Below are 23,134 nucleotides of genomic sequence, written 5' to 3'. Positions count from 1 at the left end.
GCGCGCCCTACACCCTGGCTTCGTGTTGCCCAGCGCCGCTGCCGCTGCTCTGGTCGTCACCGCCACGGGTGCCGCTGTAGCCGAGTCCGCGCCGCTGGCGAGCACCCTCGAGCTGACTGCTGCCCAGGCGCAGACGGCTCGTGACCAAGCCGCTGTCGCTGTGACGGACCAGGCCGACCTGTCTTCGCGCCGCCAGCAGGTCTCCCTCCAGAACGCTGCCTTCCAGGGCCGCGCCGAGCAGACCGCCCGCGTCGCGCGCAACAAGGCCCGGGTCGCTGCTGCGGCCAAGGCCAAGGCCGCTGCCGCTGCCGCCGCCGCCAAGGCGAAGGCTGATGCTGCCGCCGCTGCCAAGGCCAAGATGGAGCGCGAAGGCAAGCAGTGGGTCAGCCCCATCGAGGGCGCCCAGTTCACGTCCGGCTACGGCATGCGCTGGGGCCGGATGCACTGGGGCAACGACTTCGGCACCGCCGTCGGCACGCCGCTGCGCGCCATGTCCCGTGGCACCGTGGTCTTCGCGGGCTGGGACGGCAACAAGGGCAAGCTGCTCACGATCAAGTACTGGGACGGCACCGAGTCGCAGTACGCCCACATGAGCAGCTTCTCGGCGAGCGTCGGCTCCACCGTCATGCCCGGCGACATCGTCGGTCGCACCGGCAACACCGGCCGCTCCACCGGTCCGCACCTCCACCTCGAGATCCACCCTGCTGGCAAGGGCGCCGTCAACCCGGCCCCGTGGCTGGCGGCCAAGGGCCTCCAGTGAGCTGAGTGCTCACGCGCTGAACGCATCGTCGAAGGGCGGCACCCATTGCGGGTGCCGCCCTTCGTCGTTTCTTCGCGTATGCCGTCCGCCCCCGTGCCGCGTTGCGGCTCAGGTCGCGGCGGCGTCGCGAGAACCCCGGTGGCCCGGGCAAGGGGTCGCGTCGATCAGTTTGGTGAGCAGCCGGGCGAGCTCGGAACGTTCGCTCGCGGTGAGGGCGTCTGCGGGGTAGGGCGTCGCCGTGACGTGCCGACCGAGTTCTTCCCGCAGTTCACGGCCAGAATCGGTGAGTGTCAGGAGCTTGACGCGACGGTCCTCGGCCGACGGCACACGCTCGAGCCATCCTGCGGTTTCGAGTCGGTCGGCGATGCCGGTGACGTTGCTCGCGTCGCAGCGCAGGTGCTCCGCAAGGTCTCGCATCGACGCCGGCTCGCCGAGCATGAACAGCGCACGCGCCGTCTGGGGAGTGAGGTCGTGGTCCGCGACGGCAGCGGCGAAGGCGGCCTTGGACATCTCGCCCGCCGCCACCAGGAGACGGCCGATGTCAGCCGACGTCGAGCTCCTCGGTTTCGGTGAACGGTCGCGGGTCGCCATGGAGAAAACTGTACCAACAAAACAGTTGACAACACCAAGCTTCTGGGTTGATGCTCGAATTACTTGAACACACCAACCATTGAGGGGAACCACCATGAGTGCCAGCACCAGCACCAGCACCAGCACCGAACTGTCGAACAGCCAGGCGGTCACTTCCACCCACGCCGTACCCCGTGCACGCAACGTCGCGCTCGCCACGGCCGGCATCGCCGCGATCGTGAACCTGATCGTCTACGCAGTCGCCCGAGTCGCGGGCGCAGAGTTCTCCGTCCTGACGCCCATGGGTTCAGAGCCACAGGCAGTGGGAGCCCTCTCCGTCGCGTTCATGAGCGTCGTGGCCGGGCTGCTCGGCGCTGCTCTGCTGAGGGGCACCAAGCGGTGGGCCCCGACGTCGTGGAAGGCCATCGCCGCCCTCGGCCTCATCGTCGGCATCGTCACGATGCCGCTCTTCGCCGAGGCGAGCGCCGGAACGAAGGTTGCGCTCAGCGCGATGCACCTGATCAGCGGAGCGACGTTCTTCGTGTCAACCCGCCGCGAGCTGCGCGGCTGATCAGGCCGTCGCGCCGACCGCGTCGTCGCGCCGCCACTTTCGCTCCCCATGAGGGAACCTTGGGGGTCCGGACGGCACTGTTCCATCCGGATGGACCAGGTGCCCTCATGGGGCGGGAAAGTTGGCGCTGCGATTTGGTCAGGGACGGTGCGGGACGGTCAGAGTTTCTCCAGGGGTGCGAAGCGCAGGAGGAAGCGCTTCACGCCGGTCTCGCCACCGAAGTCGACCTCGGCCTGGGTCTTGTCGGCCTCGCCCATGGTGCGCACCACCGTGCCCAGGCCGAACGTGTCGTGCGTGACCTTGTCGCCAGCCGACAGCGCGATGATCGGGCGGTTGCCGGGTGAGCGCACACCGGGGCGCGCCGCCAGGGACGCCACAGCAGGCCGCTGGCCACGGTGACCGATCGCCGCGGCGCCGCTGAGCTCGCGCTCCCACGACAACAGGTCCACGGGGATCTCGTCGAGGAACCGGCTCGGAGGGTTGTATTGCGGTGCACCCCAGGCCGACCGCACGGCCGCGCGGGACAGGTGCAGGCGCTCGCGCGCTCGGGTGATGCCGACGTAGGCCAGCCGGCGCTCCTCCTCGAGCTCCTTGGGGTCGCCGAGCGAGCGCAGGTGCGGGAACGTCCCGTCCTCCATGCCGGTGAGGAAGACGACGGGGAACTCGAGGCCCTTGGCGGTGTGCAGCGTCATGAGCGTGACGACGCCCTGCTCCTCGGCCTCGGCAGAGTCGGGGATCTCGTCGGCATCGGCGACGAGGGACACCCGCTCGAGGAAGTCCTCGAGGCTGTTGACCTCACCGGTCTCGGCCCGGGCCTCGTCGAACTCCCGCGCGACGGCCACGAGTTCGGCGAGGTTCTCGATCCGGGTCTCGTCCTGCGGGTCGTGGCTCGCCCGGAGCTCGGCCAGGTAGCCGGACTTCTCGACGATGGCCTCGAGGAGATCAGCGACGCCGGCCTCGTCGTTGTCACGGACCTTGCCGAGGTCCTCGAGCAGGGAGGTGAAGCCCTTGATGGCGCTGACGGAGCGGGTGGCGATGCCGGGGGCATCCTCGGGGCGCCCGAGCGCCTGGACGAAGGAGATGCGCGCCCGCTCCGCCAACGCCGCAACGACCGCTTCGGCGCGGTCGCCGATGCCGCGCTTGGGGACGTTGAGGATGCGACGCAGGTTGACGGTGTCCTCAGGGTTGGAGAGCACCCGCAGGTAGGCGAGCGCGTCCTTGACCTCACGGCGCTCGTAGAACCGCGTGCCGCCGACGACCTTGTAGGGCAACCCCACGCGCACGAAGACCTCTTCGAGGGCTCGCGACTGGGCGTTCGTCCGATAGAACACCGCGACGTCGCCGGGCTTGACGCCGTGCTCGTCGCCGAGCTTGTCGATGGACCGGGCGACGAAGGACGCCTCGTCGTGCTCGTTGTCGCCGACGTAGCCAACAATCGGCGCACCAGCGCCGGAGTCGGTCCAGAGGTTCTTCTTGCGTCGCGACTCGTTGCGCTGGATCACCGCATTGGCGGCGGTGAGGATCGTTTGGGTCGAGCGGTAGTTGCGCTCGAGCAGGATGGTCCGCGCGTCCGGGTAGTCCTCCTCGAACTCGACGATGTTGCGGATCGTCGCGCCACGGAACGCATAGATCGACTGATCCGCGTCACCGACGACGACGAGCTCGCTCGGCTCCACTGAGTGCTCGCCGCGTGCCTCGCCGTGCCCGACGAGCTCACGAATCAGTTGGTACTGCGCGTGGTTGGTGTCCTGGTACTCATCGACCATGACGTGCCGGAACCGCCGCCGGTAATGCTCGGCCACGTCCGGGAACGCCTGGAACATGTGGACCGTGAGCATGATGATGTCGTCGAAGTCGAGCGCGTTCGCCTGCCGCAAACGACGTTGGTATGCCGTGTAGGCCTGTGCCAGCAGCCGTTCCGTATGGGTGCCACCCGGGTTCTCGGCGCTGGGCTCCCCACCCACGCGGCCGGCATACGTCTCCTCGTCGATCAACTCGTTCTTGAGGTTGGAGACCTGGTGACTGAACGTGCGGGGGTTGTAGCGCTTGGGGTCGAGGTCCATGTCGCGGATGACCATCGACATGAGGCGCTGGGAGTCGGCCGCGTCATAGATCGAGAACGTCGACTTCATGCCGACCTTGTCGGCCTCGCGGCGCAGGATCCGCACGCAGGCGCTGTGGAAAGTCATGACCCACATCGCCTTGGCGCGCGGCCCGACGAGGTCGGCCACGCGCTCGCGCATCTCGGCGGCGGCCTTGTTGGTGAACGTGATCGCCAGGATCTGGCCCGGTTGCACATTGCGGGCGGCGAGCAGGTGGGCGATGCGGTGGGTCAGGACGCGGGTCTTGCCCGAGCCGGCGCCGGCGATGATGAGCAAGGGGCTGCCGGCGTGGAGGACGGCTTCGCGTTGCTCCTCGTTGAGGCCCTCGAGGAGTGCTTCGGGGTCCTGCGGTGGTGTGGTGCCCCAGGCCGGCTCCGGCGGTGCCTGGTCATCGGAGGTCGCCCACGACGGCACACCGGCCGCGTTGACGAGCGCCGCGTGGGCGCTCTCGTGCGTGTCGTGGTCGCTCGTGGGCGCGGTGTCGCTGCCTTGATCGGAACCGGGGTCGCCGAAGCCCGTGCCGTTGAAGTCCATGCCGTCGAAAAGGGTGCTCATCTTGGCGCCAACCCTACGTCGTGGCGCCCACATCGCCGGACTCATCCACAGCGGTCACACGCGTCACTGGGGGCCTCGCCCGAGGGTGGCCGACTATCCGTTGTCGAGGAATCGCCGCAGCCCCTCGTGGCGGTCCACGAAGCGACTCAGGCGCTCCCCTAGCCGGGCTGCAAGGGACGGCCGGGGACGACCCGGCAAAGCCTGATCGGGCGGAAAGGTGAAGTGCAGCCCGGGGGCCAGGACGAGCCCGACGACGAGGACGAGCCATCGGGGCTGTGTGTAGAACTCGCCCGGGGGCAGCACGTACTCAATCCCGTACCACAGGGATCCGCCCACGAGCAGAACGCTTGCAACCAGAACGACCCAGTCAATCTTGGTCAACGACTGCTTCTCGCGGGGTGGGGTCAGGGCCTCGCCCCGGCGTCGGCGGACCCAGATCCCCCAGCTCCAGTTGACGATGGCGAGAGTCACGAACGTTGAGACGGTTTGCAGCATGAATCCGTCGATGCGCATGTCCTGAATCCAGCCCACGTCTCCCGCGGTCAACGAGAAGATCACGGCCCAGATCCCGACGGCACCGAGGCAGGCCCCGAGGAGTCGAGAGAGCCAAAAGCCCCACCGCATCGGCTGCCAGGCGTGGGCGTACTCGTCAGGGTGCCCGAACGCCTCGACGGGATCCTGCCCCGTCGAGAAGTGGTGCTCCTGGACCTGGGCAACGATCTCTCGGACCTTGGTCTCGGGCACGCCGTTGATGCGGAGCTGCTCGGCGAGGACCTTGGAGTAGGTCCATACGTCGACAGTCATGCTTGCCCTCTGGGACCGGTGTCCTGGGTGGACCAGCCCAGGAACCGACGAAGCTTCGTAGAGAGCGGCTCGTGCGGGTAGCTCGGCATGGACCGGCTTGGCTGCCCCCAGAAGTACAGACCCGGAACGGTCACCAACCCGAAGAGCAGGACGAGCCAGCGAGGCTGGGAGAACAACGTGCCCGACGGGTGGAGGAGTGAGTCGTCGCCCCACCAGAAAACCGCGACAACGACCACTGCTCCGAGGACGAATAACAGGACACTCGCAGCGCGTACAAGGCGTTCTCGGCGCGGATGACCGAGGGATCGGGCGCGCTGGCGGCTCATCCAGAACCCCAGCGTCCAGACCAGGACCGAACCCGCCGCCCACCCGGCGCCGAGGGCCATCGACGCCGCCGTGATGTCGAGATCCTGAGTCCAGGCGGTAGGGGTGATCGGCAGTATCGCCGCGAAGACCGCCATCAGTCCCGCCCATCCCGCACAGAGCGCCACGAGCCGGATAAGCCATGAGGTCCAGCGCAACGGCCGCCAGGACCTCGCGTAGTCGACGGGCTGCCCGAAGGCCTCGACGGGGTCCTGCCCTGTGGACAGGTGGTGCTCCTGAACCTGCGCGACGATCTCTCGCACCTTGAACTCCCTGACCCCGTTGATCCGGAGCTGCTCGGCGAGAAGCTTGGAGTAGGTCCACACGTCCGTGGTCACGTGTCAGCCCTCCAGCGCTGTCGTCATCGACTGGCTGAACGTGCGCCAGCCATCACGTCCGGCGTCGAGCTCGGCGCGTCCTGCGGCGGTGAGCCAGAAGTACTTCCTGGGGGGACCTGCGTCACCTGTCACCCACTCACTTTTCACGAGTCCTTCGTCCTCGAGTCGGCCCAGGAGCGGGTAGATCGTGCCGCCCTTGATCCCCTCGAACCCGAACTCCCCGAGGGACGCCATCAGGGTGTAGCCGTAGGCGGACTCCTCGCGCGAGAGGGCTGCGAGCACGGCGAGGTCGAGGACGCCCTTGAGCCACTGGCTCTGCCTGTCCTCGCGCACCTTTGCCCGACGTGCCATGACTAGATGGTTGTGCAAGCTAGATAGGAAAGTCAACTAGCCGGTTGGCTGACTGTCAGAGGTGGCTCCTAGGATGAATTCGGAGCAGTCTGGGCCAGGCGGCTGCGGGAGCGAATTCAGTTGCGCCAGTTCAGAATTCAGCCCAGGGCGTAGGCTCAAACCGTTGACTGTCGAACTGACGTTCGACTAGATTGAGGCCATGGAACCCCACGCCGCGACCGCCGCCCTTGAGGGCCGGTATGCCGCGTTGCGGGCTTCCGCTGCCGAGCTGAGTTCCGAGGAGCTCCTCGACGTGATTGAGCTGGCCCAACGCGAGAAGGACGCCGCGTCGGCACGCCAAGCCGTGGCATTGGCGCACCTGTCCGCGCGGGAGTCACACCTGCAGGAGGACGGCACCAGCGTCGAAGTGCACCACGGGCTGGGCCACCAACGCCTGGATGGGCCGGAGTTGGTGGCACCGCGCCTGGGGGTGTCTGTGCACGTCGCGACGAACCGGATTCTGGACGCGATCCGACAGATGGTGCGGACCCCGGCGGTCGTGGATGCGATGGCGTCCGGCGACCTCGACGAGCAACGCGCCCGGGTCGTGACCGAGGAGACCGACTTCCTGTCCCCCGAGTCCGCAGCAGAGGTCGTCGCTCGGGTGGAGCCATTGTGGCGAGGACTGACCACGGGTCCGTTGCGCCAGCTCCTTGCCCGGACGGCGGCGCAGGTCGACCCGGACGCGGTCGCCGCCGAAGCCGAGGACGCCCGGGCCCGTCGAGGGCTGACCCGGCGCACGGGGGTCCATGGCACTGACCACTGGCGCGGTGACTTCCGCGTCGAGGACGCCCGGACGGCCTGGGCTGCCGTGACGGAGCGCGCCCGTCAACGTGTCCGTGAGGGCCTGGCCGACAGCCTCGAGCTGGCCCGCGCGGACGCGATGATGGAGTTGATCCTCGAGCACTCCGACGTCAAGGTCGTCGTCCACACCACCCGCGCCGCCGACGACACCACTGGCGATGTCAGCGAAGCCAGAGGGACCGGCGAACAGGGCTCCACGACCGGGACAGGCGAGCCCGACGCTGCGGACGGGGCCAGCGAACCGAACTCTGCGTCCGCGACCGACGAACAGCGCACCCCGGCATCCACCGACAAGGCCTCCACGGCGGGTACAGCGCAGGACCTTGTCGAGGTGGGCGGACTCGGTGTTCCTGGGACGACGTTCGTGCCCCGAGAGTGGCTCGACAACGCAGGGACCTCGGACCCGGAGCGGGACTTGACCTGCGACACCGAGACCGGTGCCCTCCTCCACGGTGACGTGCCCGCAGCGTTTGCCCGCGGGCAAGAGGCAGCCCGACGACGCCACCGCGCGAGGGAACGAGCAGAGGAACGAGCAGAGTCCTCGCCCGCGGACACCAGGAGCTCCGTTGGTGCGGGCTCCCTTGGGACGACCGGCACGGGCACCCCGCGCGATGCAAGCACAGCGGACGAGATCGTCGACTTCAGCGAGTCCTACCGCGTCCCGGATCCGATGGCCCGCCTGGTCCGCCTGCGTGACGGCGGCTGCCGGTTCCCGGGCTGCTCCGTGCCCGCCCGGCAGTGCGACCTCGACCACGTCCGCCCGTGGCCGGCGGGTTCCACGACACCGATCAACCTCATGGCCCTGTGTCGACGCCACCACCGGATCAAGCAACGCCACGGCTGGACCGCGAAACTGCACCCCGACGGGCGCGTCACCTGGTCCGACCCCACCGGGCTCGAGACCACGACGCGGCCGGTGGACCACCTTCACCTCGTGACCGCCGGCCACACCCGCCGCGATGCGACCCGGACCCGCGTGGCCTCGACCGCGGACCACACCGGCGGCATCGACATCCCCACGACGTTCGAAGAGGAACTCATCGAACTCCTCGGCGGCCCCGACAAGGCCCGACCCCGGGCCTACCCCACCGTCTACGACTTCGACGGCAACATCATCGGCGGCCCACCGCCGAGGGTCGACCTCGACCGAACGCTCGAATTCGGCGCTGGTCTCGTGGACCAGATCCTCGTCGACTTCCCACCCCGACCACCACAACCACCTCAGCCCATCCCCTTCTGAGGTGCAGCCGCCCGACAAACGTGAGGGGACGGCATACCGTGTCGTGCATGGCCTCTCGCAAGGGTGAGTTCGGCGAACCGGTCTATCTCGACGTCGCCGGCCACGAGATCAAGCTGTCGAGCCCCAACCGGATCTACTTCTCCGAGCGGGGTGAGACCAAGCTCGACCTCGCGAACTACTACATCTCCGTCGGCGACGGGATCCTCAACGCCCTGCGCGAGCGACCGACGATGCTGCACCGCTTCCCCGACGGCGTCGACGGCAAGAAGGTCCACCAGAAGCGGGTCCCCCGCGGCGCTCCCCCGTGGCTCGAGACAGTGCGGCTGCACTTCCCGCGATATGGGCTCCACGCCGACGAGCTGTGCCCCACAGACCTCGCCCACATCGTCTGGGCCGTGCAGATGAGTACCGTCGAGTTCCACCCGTGGAACAGCCGCCGCGCCGACACCGAGCAGCCCGACGAGTGGCGGATCGACCTCGACCCGATGCCCGAGGCGCCCTTCGACCGGGTCCGCCGCGTCGCCCACGTCGCCCACGAGGTCCTCGACGAGCTCGGCGCCACCGGCTTCCCCAAGACGAGCGGCGGCCACGGACTCCACGTCTACGTCCGGATCGCGCCCGACCACGGCTTCCAGGAGGTACGCCGCGCCGCCCTCGCCTTCGCTCGTGAGGTGGAGCGCCGCGCCCCCGACGACGTGACGACGACGTGGTGGCGCAAGGACCGCGACCCCGCGGCGGTCTTCGTCGACTACAACCAGAACGCGCGCGACCACACCATCGCGAGCGCGTACTCGGTGCGCGGCAACACGATCGGCACCGTCTCGACCCCGATCGCCTGGGACGAGATCGACGATGTCGAGCCCCAGGACTGCACCATCGCGACCGTCCCGAAGCGCTTCAAGAAACTAGGCGACCTCCACGCCGACATCGACGAGCACGTCTTCGACATCGCGCCCCTCCTTGACTGGGCCGACCGTGACGAACGCGAGGGAGCGGACACCCCGCCGGAGCCAGAGGACGACGGCGACAAGCCGTGACCGCACAAGACGGCGTCGTTCGAGTCGGCCCCGATCCGCATCCGATCACGGGCGACCCCTTCCTCTCTCCCGTCCCCCCGGGCTCCGGCTGGCCGGGCGATCCTGCCGCCCCCGACACACCCGTCGCTCACGACGAAGCGACCGTCCACGAACTCGCCCGCACCGCACCGACCCTCGGCGAGCTGGATGCCCGCGTCAGTGTCTGTCGCGCCTGCCCACGGCTGGTCGACTGGCGCGAAAGCGTTGCGACACAGGGCCGCCGGGCATCCTTCGCCCACGAGCCCTACTGGGGACGACCCGGCCCGAGCTTCGGCGACCCCGCCGCCGACACCCTCATCGTCGGCCTCGCCCCGGCCGCCAACGGAACCAACCGCACCGGCCGGATGTTCACCGGTGACGCCTCCGGCGATTTCCTGTATGCCGCCCTCCACCGCACCGGGTACGCGAACCAGCCGACTTCGGTCGGCGCTGGAGACGGCCTGGCGCTGAACGGCATACGGATCGTGGCGGCGGTTCGCTGCGCCCCACCCGAGAACAAGCCCACAGCGCAGGAAAAGGCGACGTGCGCGACCTGGCTCGGGCGCGACCTCGAACTCCTCGGTGACCACCTGAGGGTCATCATGACGCTTGGCGCCATCGGCTGGAACGGCGTCCTCGCAGCAACGACAACCCTCGGCTGGACCGTTCCCAAACCCAAGCCGAAGTTCGGCCACCTGACAGAGACGACACTCCACACCCCCACCGGCCACCCCGTCCGGCTCGTCGGCTGCTTCCACGTCAGCCCGCACAACACCTACACCGGCCGCCTTACCCCGGGCATGCTCGACGACGCCCTGCTCAGCCTGCGGCCCTGACGCTCGAACTCCGCACCTGCGGGGATAGGGTGTTCCTTATGCCGCAGATGCGCCTTTCTGAAGCCGCCATGTTCCTCGGCGTCAGTGACGACACCGTCCGACGCTGGGTCGACAGTGGGGCCCTCGACGCAGTCACGGACGACGCCGGCCGCAAGGTCGTCGACGGCCATGCCGTCGCCCTTCTCGCGCGCGAGCAGTCGCGCGCCGCAGCCGACCCGTCGAGCGTCGGCCGTTCGGCCCGCAACCGCTTCGTCGGGCTCGTCACCGACATCACCATGGACAAGGTCATGGCCCAGGTCGAGCTCCAGTGCGGCCCCTTCCGTGTCGTCTCGCTCATGTCGAGCGAAGCCGTCCGCGAGCTCGAACTCGAGCTCGGTTCCGTAGCCGTCGCCGTCGTGAAGTCGACGACCGTCATCGTGGAGACCCCGTGAACGTCATCACCCAGCTGCTCCCCTCGAAGTCCATCTCGTATGCCGTCCGCACCGCTGCCGCTGCCTGCGCACTTCTCGTCCTCGGCGCCTGTGGCGCGAGCGGCGCGGCCGACACGCGTTCGGACGCGAATTCCACTGCGACACAGTCCAGTTCATCCCCGGCGCAAGAACGCACACTGACCGTCTTCGCCGCCGCGTCGCTCCAGAAGCCGTTCGAGGAGATCGCCGAGTCCTTCGAGAAGGCTCACCCCGGCGTGACGGTGAGGTTCAGCTTCGGCGGCTCCTCCGGCCTCGTGGCCCAGCTCCAGGAGGGAGCACCGGCCGACGTGCTCGCCACGGCCAACGAACCCACCATGGCCAAGGCCGTCGCCGACTCGCTCGTCGTCGAGACACCCACGCCGTTCGTGTCCAACACCCTCCAGATCGTCGTGCCCGCCGACAACCCGGCAGGGATCGCGACCCTGACCGACCTCACCAGGGCCGACGCCAAGGTCGTCCTCTGCGCACCCGCGGTTCCGTGCGGGGCGGCCGCCAACTCGGTCGAGAAGTCCGCCGGCATCGACATCAAGCCCGTGAGCGAGGAGCAGTCCGTCACCGACGTCCTCGGCAAGGTGCGGTCGGGTGAGGCCGACGCGGGCCTCGTCTACGTGACGGATGTCGCCGGAGCCAACACCTCCAGCACGGGCGCCGAGGTCAAGGGCATCGACTTCCCCGAGGCGAAGTCGGCGATCAACATCTACCCGATCGCTGCCCTCAAGAGCGCCAAGGATGCGGGCCTTGCCGACGAGTTCGTGGCCGCGATCACCGGTGCCGACGGTCAGAAGGTGCTCCGGGACGCCGGCTTCGCCGCGCCATGATCCCTCGTTGGCTCCTGCTCCCGGCAGGTCTGGGTGCACTGCTCGTCGCCGTACCCATCGTGGCGATGGCGCTCACCGTCGACTGGGCGAACTTCGGTGCACTCGTCACGTCGGACGCGTCGACGGACGCTCTCCTCCTGAGCCTTCGGACGGCGGCCGTGAGCACCTTGCTCTGCCTGCTCCTCGGCATCCCGCTCGCAGCAGTCCTCGCCCGCAGCTCGGGGGCCGCCACCACCGCCCTGCGATCGCTCGTCCTGCTGCCGCTCGTCATCCCACCCGTCGTCGGCGGCATCGCCCTCCTCCAGGCGTTCGGTCGGAGAGGGGTCCTGGGAAGCACCCTCGAGGTCCTCGGGCTCGAGATCGCGTTCTCGACCACCGCGGTCGTCATCGCCCAGACGTTCGTCGCGATGCCGTTCCTCGTCCTCAGCGTCGAAGGCGCCCTGCGCACTGCCGGGACGCGCTTCGAGGAGGTCGCAGCGACCCTCGGCGCCCGCCCGGGCACGGTCTTCCGCCGGATCACGGTCCCCCTGGTTCTTCCCGGACTTGCCTCCGGAACGATCCTCGCGTTCGCCCGCTGCCTGGGCGAGTTCGGCGCGACGATCACGTTCGCCGGCTCACTCCAGGGCACGACACGCACGCTCCCCCTCGAGATCTACCTCCAGCGCGAGAGCGACCCCCGCGCTGCCGTCGCCCTCTCCCTCGTTCTCGTCGCCGTCGCGGTGCTCATCATCGGCCTCACCCGGGGCCGCCGAGACTCGCTCGCGGAGGGGACAGCATGAGTGCGCTGAGCGCCGACCTCCGCGTCGCGGACCGCGATGTCGAGGTGCACTTCACAGTGCATCCCGGCGAAACCCTCGCTCTCCTCGGCGCGAACGGTGCCGGCAAGTCCACCGTCCTCGCGGCCCTCGCCGGTCTCGTCAGACCGGAGGGAACCGTGCGCCTCGCCGATCGGGTCCTGTCCGACACCACGGACGGCACCCGCGGCACGTGGGTTCCCCCGCACGACCGCGGCATGGCGCTCCTCGCCCAGGAGGCCCGACTCTTCCCCCACCTCACGGTGCGCGACAACGTCGCCTTCGGCCCGCGCTCCCGCGGCGGCCACGTGCGGCGAAGCAAGAACCAGGCCCGGGACGACGCCGAGCGGTGGCTCGCAGAGGTGGGCATGACGGCATACGGAGATCGTCGTCCGCGCGCACTGTCCGGCGGCCAGCAGCAGCGGGTTGCCATCGCGAGAGCCCTCGCCACGGAGCCTCAGGTCCTCCTCGTCGACGAACCCCTCGCCGCGCTGGATGTCGAGTCCGCTCCCGAGATCCGTGACCTCCTGCGCCGCGTCCTCGCTTCGCGCACGACGATCCTCGTGACCCACGAGGTGCTGGACGCCGCGCTGCTCGCCGACCGGATCGCCGTCCTGGATGCCGGTCGCATCGTCGACTCCGGCGAGACGACCCGCGTGCTGAGCCGCCCCAGGAGCGACTTCGGTGCCCGCTTCGCCGGACTCAACCTCGTGCGCGGGGTCGCCCACGGCCAAGCCCTCCGTATGCCGGACGGTCGCCTCCTCCACGGCCTCACCGAGGTGCCCATCGCCGACGGAGGCCGCGCCGCGGCCGTGGTCGCCCCGTCGGCGGTGAGCGTGCACCTTGAGGCACCGCACGGCAGCCCCCGCAACACGCTCGACGCCACGATCGTCGAGCTGGAGCCGCACGGTCATGTCGTGCGGGTGCGCACCGACCTGCTCAGTGCCGACATCACCGCTGCCGCCGTGGCCGAGCTCGGTCTGACACGCGGCGATCGGGTCGTCCTCTCGGTCAAGGCCACCGAGGTCCACCTGCACCCCGCGTGAGCCATGCCCCATGAGCCACCTGTGCCCGCTGGGCGTGTGTCGCCTAGCCTGAGGTGATGCCTTCCGGTTCCGACCTGCCCGAATCCGCACCCGCCCTCGTCGTGCCCCACCACGGGGACGGCGACGTCCTCGAGGTCCGCGACCAACCGGTGACCGAGCCCGGTCCCGGTCAGGTTCTCGTCCGGGTGGCCGCTGCCGGTGTGAACTTCATCGACACCTACCAGCGCGCGGGTGTCTACCCGATGGACACGCCGTTCGTCCTTGGCAGCGAAGGTGCCGGTGAGGTCGTCGCGGTCGGTGAGAACGTCAACTGCTTCGTCGTCGGCGACCGCGTGGCCTGGGGTCAGGGACGGGCGTCGGCACAGACCTACGCGCTCGTCGACGACACCCAGCTCGTCCAGGTCCCACCCAATGTGGACCTCGAGATCGCGGCTGCCGCCATGCTCCAGGGACTCACGGCGCACTACCTCAGCACGAGCACGTATGCCGTGCAGCAGGGCACCGTGGCCCTCGTCCACGCCGCGGCGGGTGGTGTCGGACAGCTCCTCACCCAGATGATCAAGAAGCGCGGCGGGCGGGTCATCGCCACCGCCGGCTCTGCCGAGAAGCTCGAGACCGCTCGAGAGCGCGGCGCCGACGACCTCATCAACTACTCCGAGGTCGACGACCTCGCCGCCGCCGTCCGTGAACTGACCGATGGCGTTGGCGTCGACGTGGTCTACGACGGCGTCGGCAAGGACACCTTCGACGCGTCCCTCGAGTCCCTCCGCCCCCGAGGAATGATGGTGCTCTACGGCGGCGCGAGCGGTCAGGTGCCGCCGTTCGACCTCCAGCGACTCAACAAGCTCGGTTCACTCTTCATCACCCGACCGAGCCTGGGTTCCTACGTCGCCACGCCGGACGAACTCCGTGCCCGCACCACCGAGCTCTTCGCGTGGATCGAGTCCGGCGAGGTCCAGGTGACGGTGGGCGGGCGCTATCCGCTCAGTGACGCGCGCACGGCATACGCCGATCTCGAAGGCCGCCGCACGCAGGGCAAGCTGCTCCTCATCCCCTGAGGAAGATGCCCCTGAAAGTCAGGGAGCAGCTCACCACCCCGCTCAGTTCCAGAGGGACGCGATGAGCGCGTTGACCACGGCGAGCGCGCCGGCCGCGTGGACGAGGTTGGGGTTGCCCTCACCACGACGCTCGCGCGCGGCCGCGATCTCGGCGCACGCGGCCACCGCGAGCGCCACGAGGAGCTTGATGCCGATCTTCATGTGGTTGACGTCGCCGTCACCGGCCTCGGCGAGTCCCACGAGCACCAGCCCGGTGAGGATCTGCGCTCGGGCACCCCAGACCAGCGCCGGCGTGGGCACGCCGCGTCGGATGACGACGCTGCCGACGATCGCGAGCAGGCCGAGGAGATGCAGGACGAGGACGAGGGTCTTCAGGAGATCCATGCGCCGAGGCTAACCGGGCGTGTTCCTAGACGAGCCGCCGCCCCATCGCCCAGGCCGTGAGCTCGTGCCGTGACGACAGTTGGAGCTTGCGCAGCACCGAGGAGACGTGCGTCTCGACGGTCTTGACCGAGATGAAGAGCTCCTTGGCGACTTCCTTGTATTGGTAGCCGCGCGCGATGAGCCGCATGACCTCCCGCTCGCGTGCCGAGAGCCGGTCGAGCTCCTCGTCGACCTCGGCGATCTCACCCGCGGCCGCGCCGAACGCGTCGAGGACGAACCCCGCCAGGCGCGGCGAGAACACCGCGTCGCCGTCCGCCACGCGACGCACCGCCGTCGCCAGGTCGCGCGCGGTGATGGTCTTGGTGACATAGCCGCGCGCACCGGCACGGATGACCGCGATGACGTCCTCGGCGGCGTCCGACACCGACAGCGCGAGGAAGCGCACCGGCGCGCCCGCCTCGGTCTCGACGCCGACGCACCCGTTGATGACGTCGGCGCCCCCCTTGCCCGTGCCGCCGGGCAGGTGCACGTCGAGGAGCACCACGTCCGGCTTCGTCTCACGGATGACCTTGACGGCGGCCTCGACGTCCGGCGCCTCACCGACGATCTCGATGGCGGCCGCCGCCTCCTCGGCCAGTTCGCTCCGCACGCCGGTGCGGAACATCCGGTGGTCGTCGACAAGGACGATGCGGACGGGTCCTGTCCGTGGCGTGCTGGGCTGGGACTGCGTCGGCTGACTCATGACTCGTCTCCTTCGAGAGGCGGCAGCGTGAGCTCCACCTCGGTTCCGTCCTCACGGCGGCGCACCCGGGCGGTCCCGCCGTGTCGTTCCATCCTGCCGAGGATCGAGGCGCGCACACCCAAGCGGTCCTCGGGAACCTCGGCAATGTCGAAGCCTTCGCCTCGATCACGCACGAACGCCTCGACTCCCGAGGGACCGATCTCCGCGTATGCCGTCACGGGCGGCTTCCCGTGCCGGGTCGCGTTGAGCATGGCCTCGCGCATCGCTCGGACGAGCGCGGTGCCGTGCTCCTCGAGCGGCCGATCCCCGGTGACGACGAGGTCGATGACGACGCCACTGTGGTCCTCGACGTCGTGGGCGGCGGCCGTGACCGCAGTGGCGAGGGTTTCGTCGGAACCGGTGGGGCCGGCATACAGCCACGAGCGAAGCTCGCGCTCCTGGGCGCGGGCCAGCTGGGTGACCGACGCAGGATCGTGCGAGCGTCGTTGGATCAGGGCGAGCGTCTGGAGGACGGAGTCGTGGAGGTGGGCGGCGATGTCGGCGCGCTCGTTGGCGCGGGCCGCGACCTCCTGCTCCTCGCGGTAGTCGCGCCACAGCCGCACCACCCACGGCGCCGCGATGAGGACGGTGCCGACGAGGACGGCGAGGGTCGCGAGCAGGGCGTCCCCGATCGCCGCGAACGAGTTGCCCCGGATCGTGAGGACGAGGATGCCGATGACGGCGATCGTCGTGCCCAGAGCAAGACGCAGGACGAGCAGGCCACGGTCCTGATGGTGGGTGCCGAGCCACTTGGTGCGTTCGGCGTCGTCGAGATGCGACCACGCGACCGCCACGCCCCCAGCGATGAGGAGCAGCGGCAGGAGGATGCCGGCCCGCACATCGACCCCCGCGAACTGCAACCCCACGACTGTGCCCACGAGGACGAGGAGGCCACCGGCGGCCACGAACATGCCCCAGCGCGACTCGCCGAGGCCCGACATTGCCCGCAGGGCGCCGGGCTCACGCGCCTCGCCACCGAGGTCGCTCGACGGGGTACAGGCCCAGAGGAACGCGTAGATCGGGATGCCCGGACCCGAGACGGCAAGGACCACGAACGCAATGTGGACCCAGCGGCGGCTCACGCCCAGGTGCTCGGCGATCCCTGCGCACACGCCAGCGATGAAGCGGCCCTGAAGGGGTCGGGTCAGCGGCGGACGACCCGGCTGGGGGTCCGCGCTCTGTTCCCTGAGGCGTTCGTACGGCGTGGCCACACCCCCATCCTGACGCACGTTCGTCGCTCGGGTGACCGCTGCAAGGGTGCCTTGGGGGTCCCCTCAGGGAGTCGTCAGGGTAAAACCTCATGGCAGCGAGTCGGTGCGTGAGCCAGTGTTGGTGGCATGACGCAGACACCTCACTCCGACGAGTCGATCCAGACTCCGTCCCAGGCCAACCGGTTCTGGGACGACATCTCCTCGACCGGGCTCCGCAGGGACCGGTCGCGCCAGTGGTTCGCCGGAGTCGCAGCAGGTATCGCCCGTCGCGTCGACGTCGACCCCGTCCTCATCCGGGCAGCCTTCATCGCCCTGACGCTCTTCGGCGGCTTCGGCATCGTGATCTACCTCTTCGCCTGGCTGTTCATGCCTGACGAGGGGGGTCGGATCATGGCGCGCGACGCCGTGAGTGGCGGCGGCGGGGGCGAGGCCACCGGTGCCATCATCCTGTCGGTCATCGCCGTCATCGTCTTCGCGGCGATCGTCTTCGGCCAGGACGGCTTCTTCATCGGCTGGGGCGTCATCGTGCTCGCGCTGATCGGCTTCCTGTTCTGGCGCCACGAGCAGAACAAGGGGCGGGTCGCCGGATCGTCGTGGACCACCTTCGAAGGCACCGCGGGTGCCTCCGGGACGAGCACGTATGCCGCGAACGTGCCGACCGCAGCTCCCGCGCCGTATGCGTCCGTTGCCTCCAGCACGCCCGGAGCTCCTGCCCCCACGGACGCGCCGACAGGCGCAGCGGCGCCGATGGCCGCCCAGGCACCGACGTCCGCCCAGGCACCGACGTCCGCCCAGGCACCGACGTCCGCCGAGGCACCGTCTGGTGCGCCGCCCGCGTGGCAGCCGCCGCCTGCCCCACCCGTTCCCCCGCGTGCGCACGTTCCCCTGGCCCCGCCGCCGCCACCGCGACCGCGTCGCCGTACGGCCGGGTTCGCCGGATTTGCTCTCACCCTCGGACTCGCGATCCTCGGCTACACCGCTGGCCTCCTCCTCGATGACGCCGTGGACTTCCCGGGCTCGCCCGAACTGTTCGGGCTCATCCTCGCCCTGGGAGCCTCGGCTCTCACGACGATGATCATCGGCCTGAGCGGCCGTCGGAGTCTCCTGTCGGCGGCGGTCGTCACCGTCCTCGGTGTCGGCGCAGCCAGCGTCGGTGTCGGCGAGCAGGTCCTCGAAGGTGACCGCGGCGTGCGCTTCTTCACTCCGGCCCTGTCGTCCACGGTGACCGGCTACGACCACGGCGCCGGTGAGCTGACCATCGACCTTCGACCGCTCTTCTCGTCCCTCGAGAACCCGCCGGCCACCGTGCCCAGCCCCACCCCGACGCCCGTTCCGACTCCGAGTGTGGCGCCGAGCGCCCCGGCACCCGGCGCCTCCGTGCCCGCCGTCCCGGCTCCCACCCCCAGCCCCGTTCCCCCGGCCCCGAGCGTGGGCGCCGCCCCGCTCGTGCCCCAGGAGGTCGAGATCCGGCAGGGCGCCGGTGAGATGACGATCATCGTGCCGCAGGGCGTCAACGCGCAGATCCGCGCGAAGACCGAGTTCGGCGAGGTGCAGGTGCGCGGCAACCTGCCGGGCGGGGTGTCCGATCGCGACAACGGCGCCCAGGACGGGCCCAGCGAGACCGTCACGCTCAACCTCGGGTCAGGGACCCCCGACGTCATCGTCCGCGCCGACCTCCGCTTCGGCGAGATCACCATCCAGGAAGGCTGACCCATGAGCCAGCACGACGCACCCATGCCCGGCGATCCCCGGAACGCCCCCAAGGACGACGATCCGACGACCGACCAACCGACGAACGACACGCCTCAGCACGACGACACCACCCTCGAGACCTTCCTCGACGAGTCGGACGACGCCCCCTCTCGCCCGTCCGACCACCCGGAGCCGGCGTCCGCGCCGGCGTCGGAGCCGGTGTCCGACCAGGACTCCAGGCCCGTGGACCCCTCTCCCACGCAGCCGTACGCGCCACCGCCCGCATCTCCGTATGCAGCGGCCTCGACGCAGCCGGCGGTGCCGGAGTACAAGTCCGGCCCGGCTCCGACGACCTCCGTGATCGGTCTCATCGGTGTGCTCGTCGCGATCGCGGTGCTCGTCACGCAGGTCGCCGATCTCGACATCCGCTGGGACATCGCCGGACCCGTCACCGCGGTCGGAGCGGGCGTCCTGCTCGTCGTTCTCGGGCTCGCGGGCCTGCGTGGTCAGCGGTTCAGGAGCTGAGCTGAGCCGTCCCTGACGTGCGTCGTGAAGGCGGCACCGCGGAAGGGGGAGATATTCAGAGCGGACGCAACGCCACGCCGGCAGCGGCAAGGGCATCGGGGACCGAGTGCGCCAGCGGCAGGTTCGCGAGTTCGGTTTCGGGGACCCACAGGGCTGCGGACGTCGAACCGCCGACATCGTGCACCACGGGGTCGGTCGGTTCGGGGCAGTGGGCCGTGTGGAAGAGGCGCACCGCGTGGAAGTCCTCGACGCGGCCGCTCGGCGCGCGCCCCACCCAGTGACGCGTCATCACCGTGAGGAGTTGGACATCGACAACATGCTGACCGGTCTCCTCGTGGACCTCGCGCACGACGGCGGCGCCGGGGTCCTCGCCGGGATCGAGACCGCCACCCGGAAGGTTCCACAAGCCGGCCGCATTGGTTCTGGCCGAAAGCTCGGTCGCAAGAATTCCTCGGGAACTGCGCACGACGGCATACGCGGCAATGCGTTGGTACGGAACGACATTGGCCAGATCGTCGAGCGTGACGTCGTCGTCGTGCGGCACGTCCCGCAGAGGCGCCTGGGCAACGGAACCGGGTCGGACGGCATACGTGATCGTGAGGTCGTCCGATGAGGTCCGAGTGGCCGACACGGCTCGACCCGACCAGCCACGCGTTGCCAGCTCCGTCGCTGGGTCGGCGCCGTGCTCCAGCGCGAAGCGCACGACCTCTCGATCCGCCTGCAGCGCCACAATGTCGATCACGACGCACCTCGCTGGGCTCGGGCGTATTCGGCCAGGGTCGTCTCGACAACGCGGTCCCAGGACTGTGCCGGCGGCGAGCCGACGTTGTGGGCGCGCAGGCGCGCGAGTTCGTCGGGCCGCGAGGCAAGCTGCGCGAGTCCCGTCGCGAGGTCGTCGTCGGAGGACCGGAGTATGCCGTTGCGCCCGTCCGTGACGAAGTCCTCCACTCCCGTGCCCGCCCGGGCCGCGACGACCAAGCCGGCCGTGCGCGCCTCGAGCGCGGCGATGCCGAAGGCCTCGAGCCGTGCCGTCGTGACATAGATGTCGCTGCGCCAGTGGAGTTCGCGCAGGTGCTCGCGCGTGACCCGGCCGGGAAGGTGGATCCAGTCGATGCCGTGCCGCTCGAGCTGAGCTGCGATCAGGCGACGCTGGGGACCGTCGCCGACCAGGTGGGCCTCGAGCATGGTGCCCGGAGCGCTGGCGTCCAGCTGTTCGCGTGCCGCCCGGAGCACGTCGACAAGCGCACCCGGCCGCTTGCGCTGCACGAACCTCATGGCGCTGACGATCCGCACCACACCGTCGTCCGCGGGTGCCACGGTGTCGGCCCTGGGGCTGGGGCTGGGGCTGATGGACGGTCGCCACTGGGCGACGTCGATGCCGTTGTTGAGGACCTTCACGGTGGCTCGCGCGGAGTCGTCACCGGTGATGAGGGCGACGCGTTCGGCAGCCATGGTCGAGACGGCCGACAGGGCCGCCCCGGCTTCACCCCAGCGTCGCGCGTGCCCGAGGGCGCGGAAGACCGGTGCACTGCGGTCGATGACGCAGTGCCAGGTCGCCGCGGTGGGGAGACCCGCCTCGAGCGCGACGCCGATCATGTCGGTCGCGAAGGGGCTGACGACCCCCATGTGGCCGTGCGCGACATCGAAGGGGGTGCGGGTGAGGAGTTCGCGGACCTCGTCCTTGACGAACGGGTTGATGGGCGGAGCCCCCGGGATGGGCAGCGGCAGCCGGTGGACGGTGACGGTGCCGTTCTGAGACCCATCGGACCCGGGCGCGACGACCTGCTCCGTCTCGGTGGTGTGCTCGCGGGTCTCACCGGCCGTGGCCGTGATGACCTCGACGTCGTGCCCTGCCATGACGAGGTGGTGGGCCAGGTCGTGGACCTGGACCTCGATCCCACCAAGGCGCGGCAGATAGCAGTCCGACAACAGGGCGACCCTCACGAGCGTCAACCTTGCCATGCGTCAGGATGGACACGATGACGCGCACGCTGGTGGCCTTCCACGCCCACCCCGACGACGAGGCCCTCCTGACCTCCGGCACCATGGCCAAGGCCGCCGCCGAGGGGCACCGGGTCGTCCTCGTCATTGCCACCGACGGCGCCCTCGGACTCGCGTCGGACGACTACGAAGGGCTCGCCGAGGTCCGTCTGGCCGAGGCACGCGAGTCCGCGGATGCGCTGGGGGTGGCACGCGTCGAGTGGCTGGGCTACGCCGACTCCGGGCTCGACGGGCCCATTCCCCCGGACCCGCCCGGCCAGGTGCGCTTCTGCCGCGCGTCGGTCGAGGAGGCCGCCGAACGCCTCGCCGGGATCCTGCGCACCGAGCGCGCCGACGTGCTGCTGACCTATGACGCGGCAGGGGGCTATGGCCACCGCGACCACATGCGGGTCCACGAGGTCGGGGCACGGGCCGCCGAGATCGCCCGCGCCGCGACGGACTCGCAGGAACTTCGGGTCCTCGAGGCGACCGTCCCACGCGACGCGATCGCTCGGGCCGTGCGGCTGGTCGGCAAGGTCTACCGGTTCCCGCCCGAGTTCGACCCGACGACGTTCGAGCGCGCGTTCACCGCCCGCGCCGACATCACGCACCGCATCAGCGTCCGCAAGCACATCGCCGCCAAGCGCGCCTCGATGCGGGCGCACGCCTCGCAGGCGTCGACCGACGGGTCGAAGGGTGGCGACCGGACACTCGCCGCCTTCCTGCGCATCCCCCGCCCGCTCTATGACGTCGTCTTCGGTCGCGAATGGTTCCGCGACCCGGACGCAACGGTGACACGGGGCTCGAAGGCTGGGGACGGCATACGGAACGATGTTTTTGAGGGGTTGCCATGAGTCGGCGAGCGAAGCAGGTCATCCGAGTCGTCATCGGGCTCGCACTCACCGTCGTGCTCCTCGTCTGGGGCTTTCCCAAAGTCGCGAAGACCACGTGGGGCGACGTCTTCGCGCACGTCGAGACGGTCTCCTGGTGGCAAGGGCTCGGATTCTTGGGGCTGGTGCTCCTGGGACTGGGCTGCTACACGTTCACCTTCACCGGGTCACTCCCTGGGCTGAGCCACTGGCGAGCATTCATCGTCAACATCTGCGGATCGTCGGTGAGCAACCTGCTCCCGGGCGGTGGGGCCGTCGGCCTCGCGGCGACCTACACGATCCTGCGGTCGTGGGGCTTCAAGAACCGCGACGTCTCGACCTCGGCGATCGTCACGGGCGTGTGGAACACCTTGGCCCGCATTGCCCTGCCGATCGTCGCCATCGTCATGCTGTGGTGGGGCAACGACGGTCTTCCTAGGGAACTGACCAGCCTCGCGTGGGGAGGGGCACTGACCGGGCTGTCGATCTTGGGGGTGTTCGTCGCGATCCTGGCGAGCGAACGTTCCGCCCAAGCGATCGGGAAGGGTCTCGACCGTCTTCTCGCCCCCCTCTTCCGTCGTCGCAACCGGACCATGAGCATCGACCAACTCGTCACCGACATGCGCAACCGCATCAACGAGGTCGTCCGTCGCGGCTGGCTGCAGATGACCCTCGGGATGGTCGGGTTCTTCGGCTTCTACTACGTCTTGTTCGTCCTGATCATGCGGGCAGTGGGCGTCGACATGTTGCCGCTGGGCATTCTCTTCGCGGCATTCGCGATCGGGCGTCTGCTCACTGCCGTCGGCATCACACCCGGTGGCGTCGGTGTCATGGAGATCGCCTCGGTGGCTGCTCTCGTTGCCTGGGGTGCCCCCTCAACGGAAGCGATGTCCGGCATCTTCCTCTTCTCGATCTTCACCCACCTCATGGAGGTGCCGCTGGGGGCTTTGGGCTGGCTGGCCTGGTCGATGAGCCCGAAGGCCGCACCCGAAGAGGTCGAGGCCGCCGAAGCCGCACACCACTGATTGCTCGTTCGGACAGTGAGGAGGGCAACGACGAACTGGCCGAACGAGCAATCAGTGGTGAGAAAGGGCGGACAGTGAGGAGGGCAACGACGA

General features: G+C 69.5%; 24 protein-coding genes. 14 read left to right on the top strand and 10 right to left on the bottom strand.

Going from position 1 to position 23,134, the window contains the following annotated elements; all coding sequences use genetic code 11:
• The first annotated feature begins 22 nt into the window (after nt 1–22).
• Nucleotides 23–760, top strand: a complete 738-nt coding sequence (locus N802_RS08675) for a M23 family metallopeptidase (protein ID WP_052109659.1) — start codon at nt 23–25, stop codon at nt 758–760.
• Nucleotides 761–868: 108 nt separating this feature from the next.
• On the opposite strand, the gene N802_RS08670 is transcribed toward N802_RS08675, so the two are convergent.
• Nucleotides 869–1,351 (bottom strand): MarR family winged helix-turn-helix transcriptional regulator, encoded by a 483-nt coding sequence (locus N802_RS08670; protein WP_052109658.1) that lies wholly within the window; start codon nt 1,349–1,351, stop codon nt 869–871.
• Nucleotides 1,352–1,445: 94 nt separating this feature from the next.
• Between N802_RS08670 and N802_RS08665 the strand changes: the two genes are divergently transcribed.
• Complete coding sequence (locus N802_RS08665) at nt 1,446–1,901, top strand: DUF6069 family protein (RefSeq protein WP_035914798.1); 456 nt, start codon at nt 1,446–1,448, stop codon at nt 1,899–1,901.
• A 158-nt stretch (nt 1,902–2,059) separates the two neighbouring features.
• Here N802_RS08665 and pcrA read toward each other — a convergent pair whose 3' ends face one another.
• The 4 genes from pcrA to N802_RS08645 form a co-directional block, all read right to left on the bottom strand.
• Nucleotides 2,060–4,558, bottom strand: coding sequence for a DNA helicase PcrA (gene pcrA / locus N802_RS08660; protein WP_035914794.1), 2,499 nt, complete (start codon nt 4,556–4,558; stop codon nt 2,060–2,062).
• Nucleotides 4,559–4,651: 93 nt separating this feature from the next.
• Entirely contained in the window at nt 4,652–5,362 is a 711-nt protein-coding gene (locus N802_RS08655) for a hypothetical protein (protein WP_035914791.1), read from the bottom strand.
• The gene (locus tag N802_RS08650) at nt 5,359–6,063 is read right to left on the bottom strand and encodes a hypothetical protein (RefSeq protein WP_035914789.1); all 705 of its coding nucleotides are present in this window, start codon (nt 6,061–6,063) and stop codon (nt 5,359–5,361) included. The genes N802_RS08655 and N802_RS08650 overlap by 4 nt, the downstream gene beginning before the upstream one ends.
• A gap of 3 nt (nt 6,064–6,066) precedes the next feature.
• Nucleotides 6,067–6,414, bottom strand: a complete 348-nt coding sequence (locus tag N802_RS08645; protein WP_035914786.1) for a PadR family transcriptional regulator — start codon at nt 6,412–6,414, stop codon at nt 6,067–6,069.
• 199 nt (nt 6,415–6,613) lie between these two features.
• Between N802_RS08645 and N802_RS08640 the strand changes: the two genes are divergently transcribed.
• Genes N802_RS08640 through N802_RS08605 form a run of 8 tightly spaced genes read left to right on the top strand, consistent with a single transcriptional unit; the run spans nt 6,614 to nt 14,574 of the window.
• The gene (locus N802_RS08640) at nt 6,614–8,497 is read left to right on the top strand and encodes an HNH endonuclease signature motif containing protein (protein ID WP_035914780.1); all 1,884 of its coding nucleotides are present in this window, start codon (nt 6,614–6,616) and stop codon (nt 8,495–8,497) included.
• Between the two features lie 47 nt (nt 8,498–8,544).
• On the top strand, nt 8,545–9,534 hold the full coding sequence (gene ligD / locus N802_RS08635) for a non-homologous end-joining DNA ligase (RefSeq protein WP_035914777.1): 990 nt from the start codon (nt 8,545–8,547) through the stop codon (nt 9,532–9,534).
• A complete protein-coding gene (locus N802_RS08630) occupies nt 9,531–10,388 on the top strand; it encodes a uracil-DNA glycosylase (protein ID WP_052109656.1) in 858 nt (285 codons plus the stop codon). The genes ligD and N802_RS08630 overlap by 4 nt, the downstream gene beginning before the upstream one ends.
• A gap of 38 nt (nt 10,389–10,426) precedes the next feature.
• Nucleotides 10,427–10,819: a TOBE domain-containing protein gene (locus tag N802_RS08625; RefSeq protein WP_035914773.1), complete on the top strand. Its 393-nt coding sequence runs from the start codon at nt 10,427–10,429 to the stop codon at nt 10,817–10,819.
• Complete coding sequence (modA, locus tag N802_RS08620; protein WP_245613880.1) at nt 10,816–11,676, top strand: molybdate ABC transporter substrate-binding protein; 861 nt, start codon at nt 10,816–10,818, stop codon at nt 11,674–11,676. Before N802_RS08625 ends, modA begins: the two co-directional genes overlap by 4 nt.
• The gene (locus N802_RS08615; protein ID WP_035914766.1) at nt 11,673–12,455 is read left to right on the top strand and encodes an ABC transporter permease; all 783 of its coding nucleotides are present in this window, start codon (nt 11,673–11,675) and stop codon (nt 12,453–12,455) included. The genes modA and N802_RS08615 overlap by 4 nt, the downstream gene beginning before the upstream one ends.
• A complete protein-coding gene (locus N802_RS08610) occupies nt 12,452–13,516 on the top strand; it encodes a sulfate/molybdate ABC transporter ATP-binding protein (RefSeq protein WP_035914764.1) in 1,065 nt (354 codons plus the stop codon). Before N802_RS08615 ends, N802_RS08610 begins: the two co-directional genes overlap by 4 nt.
• A 56-nt stretch (nt 13,517–13,572) precedes the next feature.
• The gene (locus N802_RS08605; RefSeq protein ID WP_052109654.1) at nt 13,573–14,574 is read left to right on the top strand and encodes a quinone oxidoreductase family protein; all 1,002 of its coding nucleotides are present in this window, start codon (nt 13,573–13,575) and stop codon (nt 14,572–14,574) included.
• A 42-nt stretch (nt 14,575–14,616) separates the two neighbouring features.
• On the opposite strand, the gene N802_RS08600 is transcribed toward N802_RS08605, so the two are convergent.
• From N802_RS08600 to N802_RS08590, 3 genes are read right to left on the bottom strand one after another with little or no spacing between them, the layout of a single operon-like run.
• A complete protein-coding gene (locus tag N802_RS08600) occupies nt 14,617–14,958 on the bottom strand; it encodes a hypothetical protein (RefSeq protein ID WP_035914763.1) in 342 nt (113 codons plus the stop codon).
• Between the two features lie 25 nt (nt 14,959–14,983).
• Nucleotides 14,984–15,700 (bottom strand): LuxR C-terminal-related transcriptional regulator, encoded by a 717-nt coding sequence (locus N802_RS08595; protein WP_035914762.1) that lies wholly within the window; start codon nt 15,698–15,700, stop codon nt 14,984–14,986.
• Nucleotides 15,697–16,950, bottom strand: a complete 1,254-nt coding sequence (locus N802_RS08590; RefSeq protein ID WP_245613879.1) for an ATP-binding protein — start codon at nt 16,948–16,950, stop codon at nt 15,697–15,699. The genes N802_RS08595 and N802_RS08590 overlap by 4 nt, the downstream gene beginning before the upstream one ends.
• Nucleotides 16,951–17,076: 126 nt before the next feature.
• Here N802_RS08590 and N802_RS08585 point away from each other — a divergent pair, with 126 nt between their 5' ends.
• A complete protein-coding gene (locus tag N802_RS08585) occupies nt 17,077–18,660 on the top strand; it encodes a PspC domain-containing protein (protein WP_035914759.1) in 1,584 nt (527 codons plus the stop codon).
• Nucleotides 18,661–18,663: 3 nt separating this feature from the next.
• Nucleotides 18,664–19,167 carry a hypothetical protein gene (locus tag N802_RS08580; protein ID WP_035914758.1) on the top strand — a complete coding sequence of 168 codons (504 nt, stop codon included), beginning with the start codon at nt 18,664–18,666 and terminating at the stop codon, nt 19,165–19,167.
• Between the two features lie 55 nt (nt 19,168–19,222).
• Here the strand turns inward: N802_RS08580 and N802_RS20815 are convergent, their stop codons facing one another.
• Entirely contained in the window at nt 19,223–19,909 is a 687-nt protein-coding gene (locus N802_RS20815; RefSeq protein ID WP_052109652.1) for an NUDIX hydrolase, read from the bottom strand.
• The gene (locus N802_RS08570) at nt 19,906–21,111 is read right to left on the bottom strand and encodes a glycosyltransferase family 4 protein (RefSeq protein ID WP_245613878.1); all 1,206 of its coding nucleotides are present in this window, start codon (nt 21,109–21,111) and stop codon (nt 19,906–19,908) included. Before N802_RS08570 ends, N802_RS20815 begins: the two co-directional genes overlap by 4 nt.
• Nucleotides 21,112–21,137: 26 nt before the next feature.
• Here N802_RS08570 and N802_RS08565 point away from each other — a divergent pair, with 26 nt between their 5' ends.
• Together N802_RS08565 and N802_RS08560 are read left to right on the top strand one after the other, a co-directional pair.
• Entirely contained in the window at nt 21,138–22,001 is an 864-nt protein-coding gene (locus N802_RS08565; RefSeq protein ID WP_035914754.1) for a PIG-L deacetylase family protein, read from the top strand.
• Nucleotides 21,998–23,041, top strand: coding sequence for a lysylphosphatidylglycerol synthase transmembrane domain-containing protein (locus tag N802_RS08560; RefSeq protein WP_035914749.1), 1,044 nt, complete (start codon nt 21,998–22,000; stop codon nt 23,039–23,041). Before N802_RS08565 ends, N802_RS08560 begins: the two co-directional genes overlap by 4 nt.
• Nucleotides 23,042–23,134 lie beyond the last annotated feature (93 nt).

The sequence above is a fragment of the Knoellia sinensis KCTC 19936 genome (assembly GCF_000768705.1).
Taxonomy (GTDB): Bacteria; Actinomycetota; Actinomycetes; order Actinomycetales; family Dermatophilaceae; genus Knoellia; species Knoellia sinensis.
Note: the sequence above shows the minus strand (reverse complement) of the source record. Positions and strands in the feature narration are given on the sequence as shown.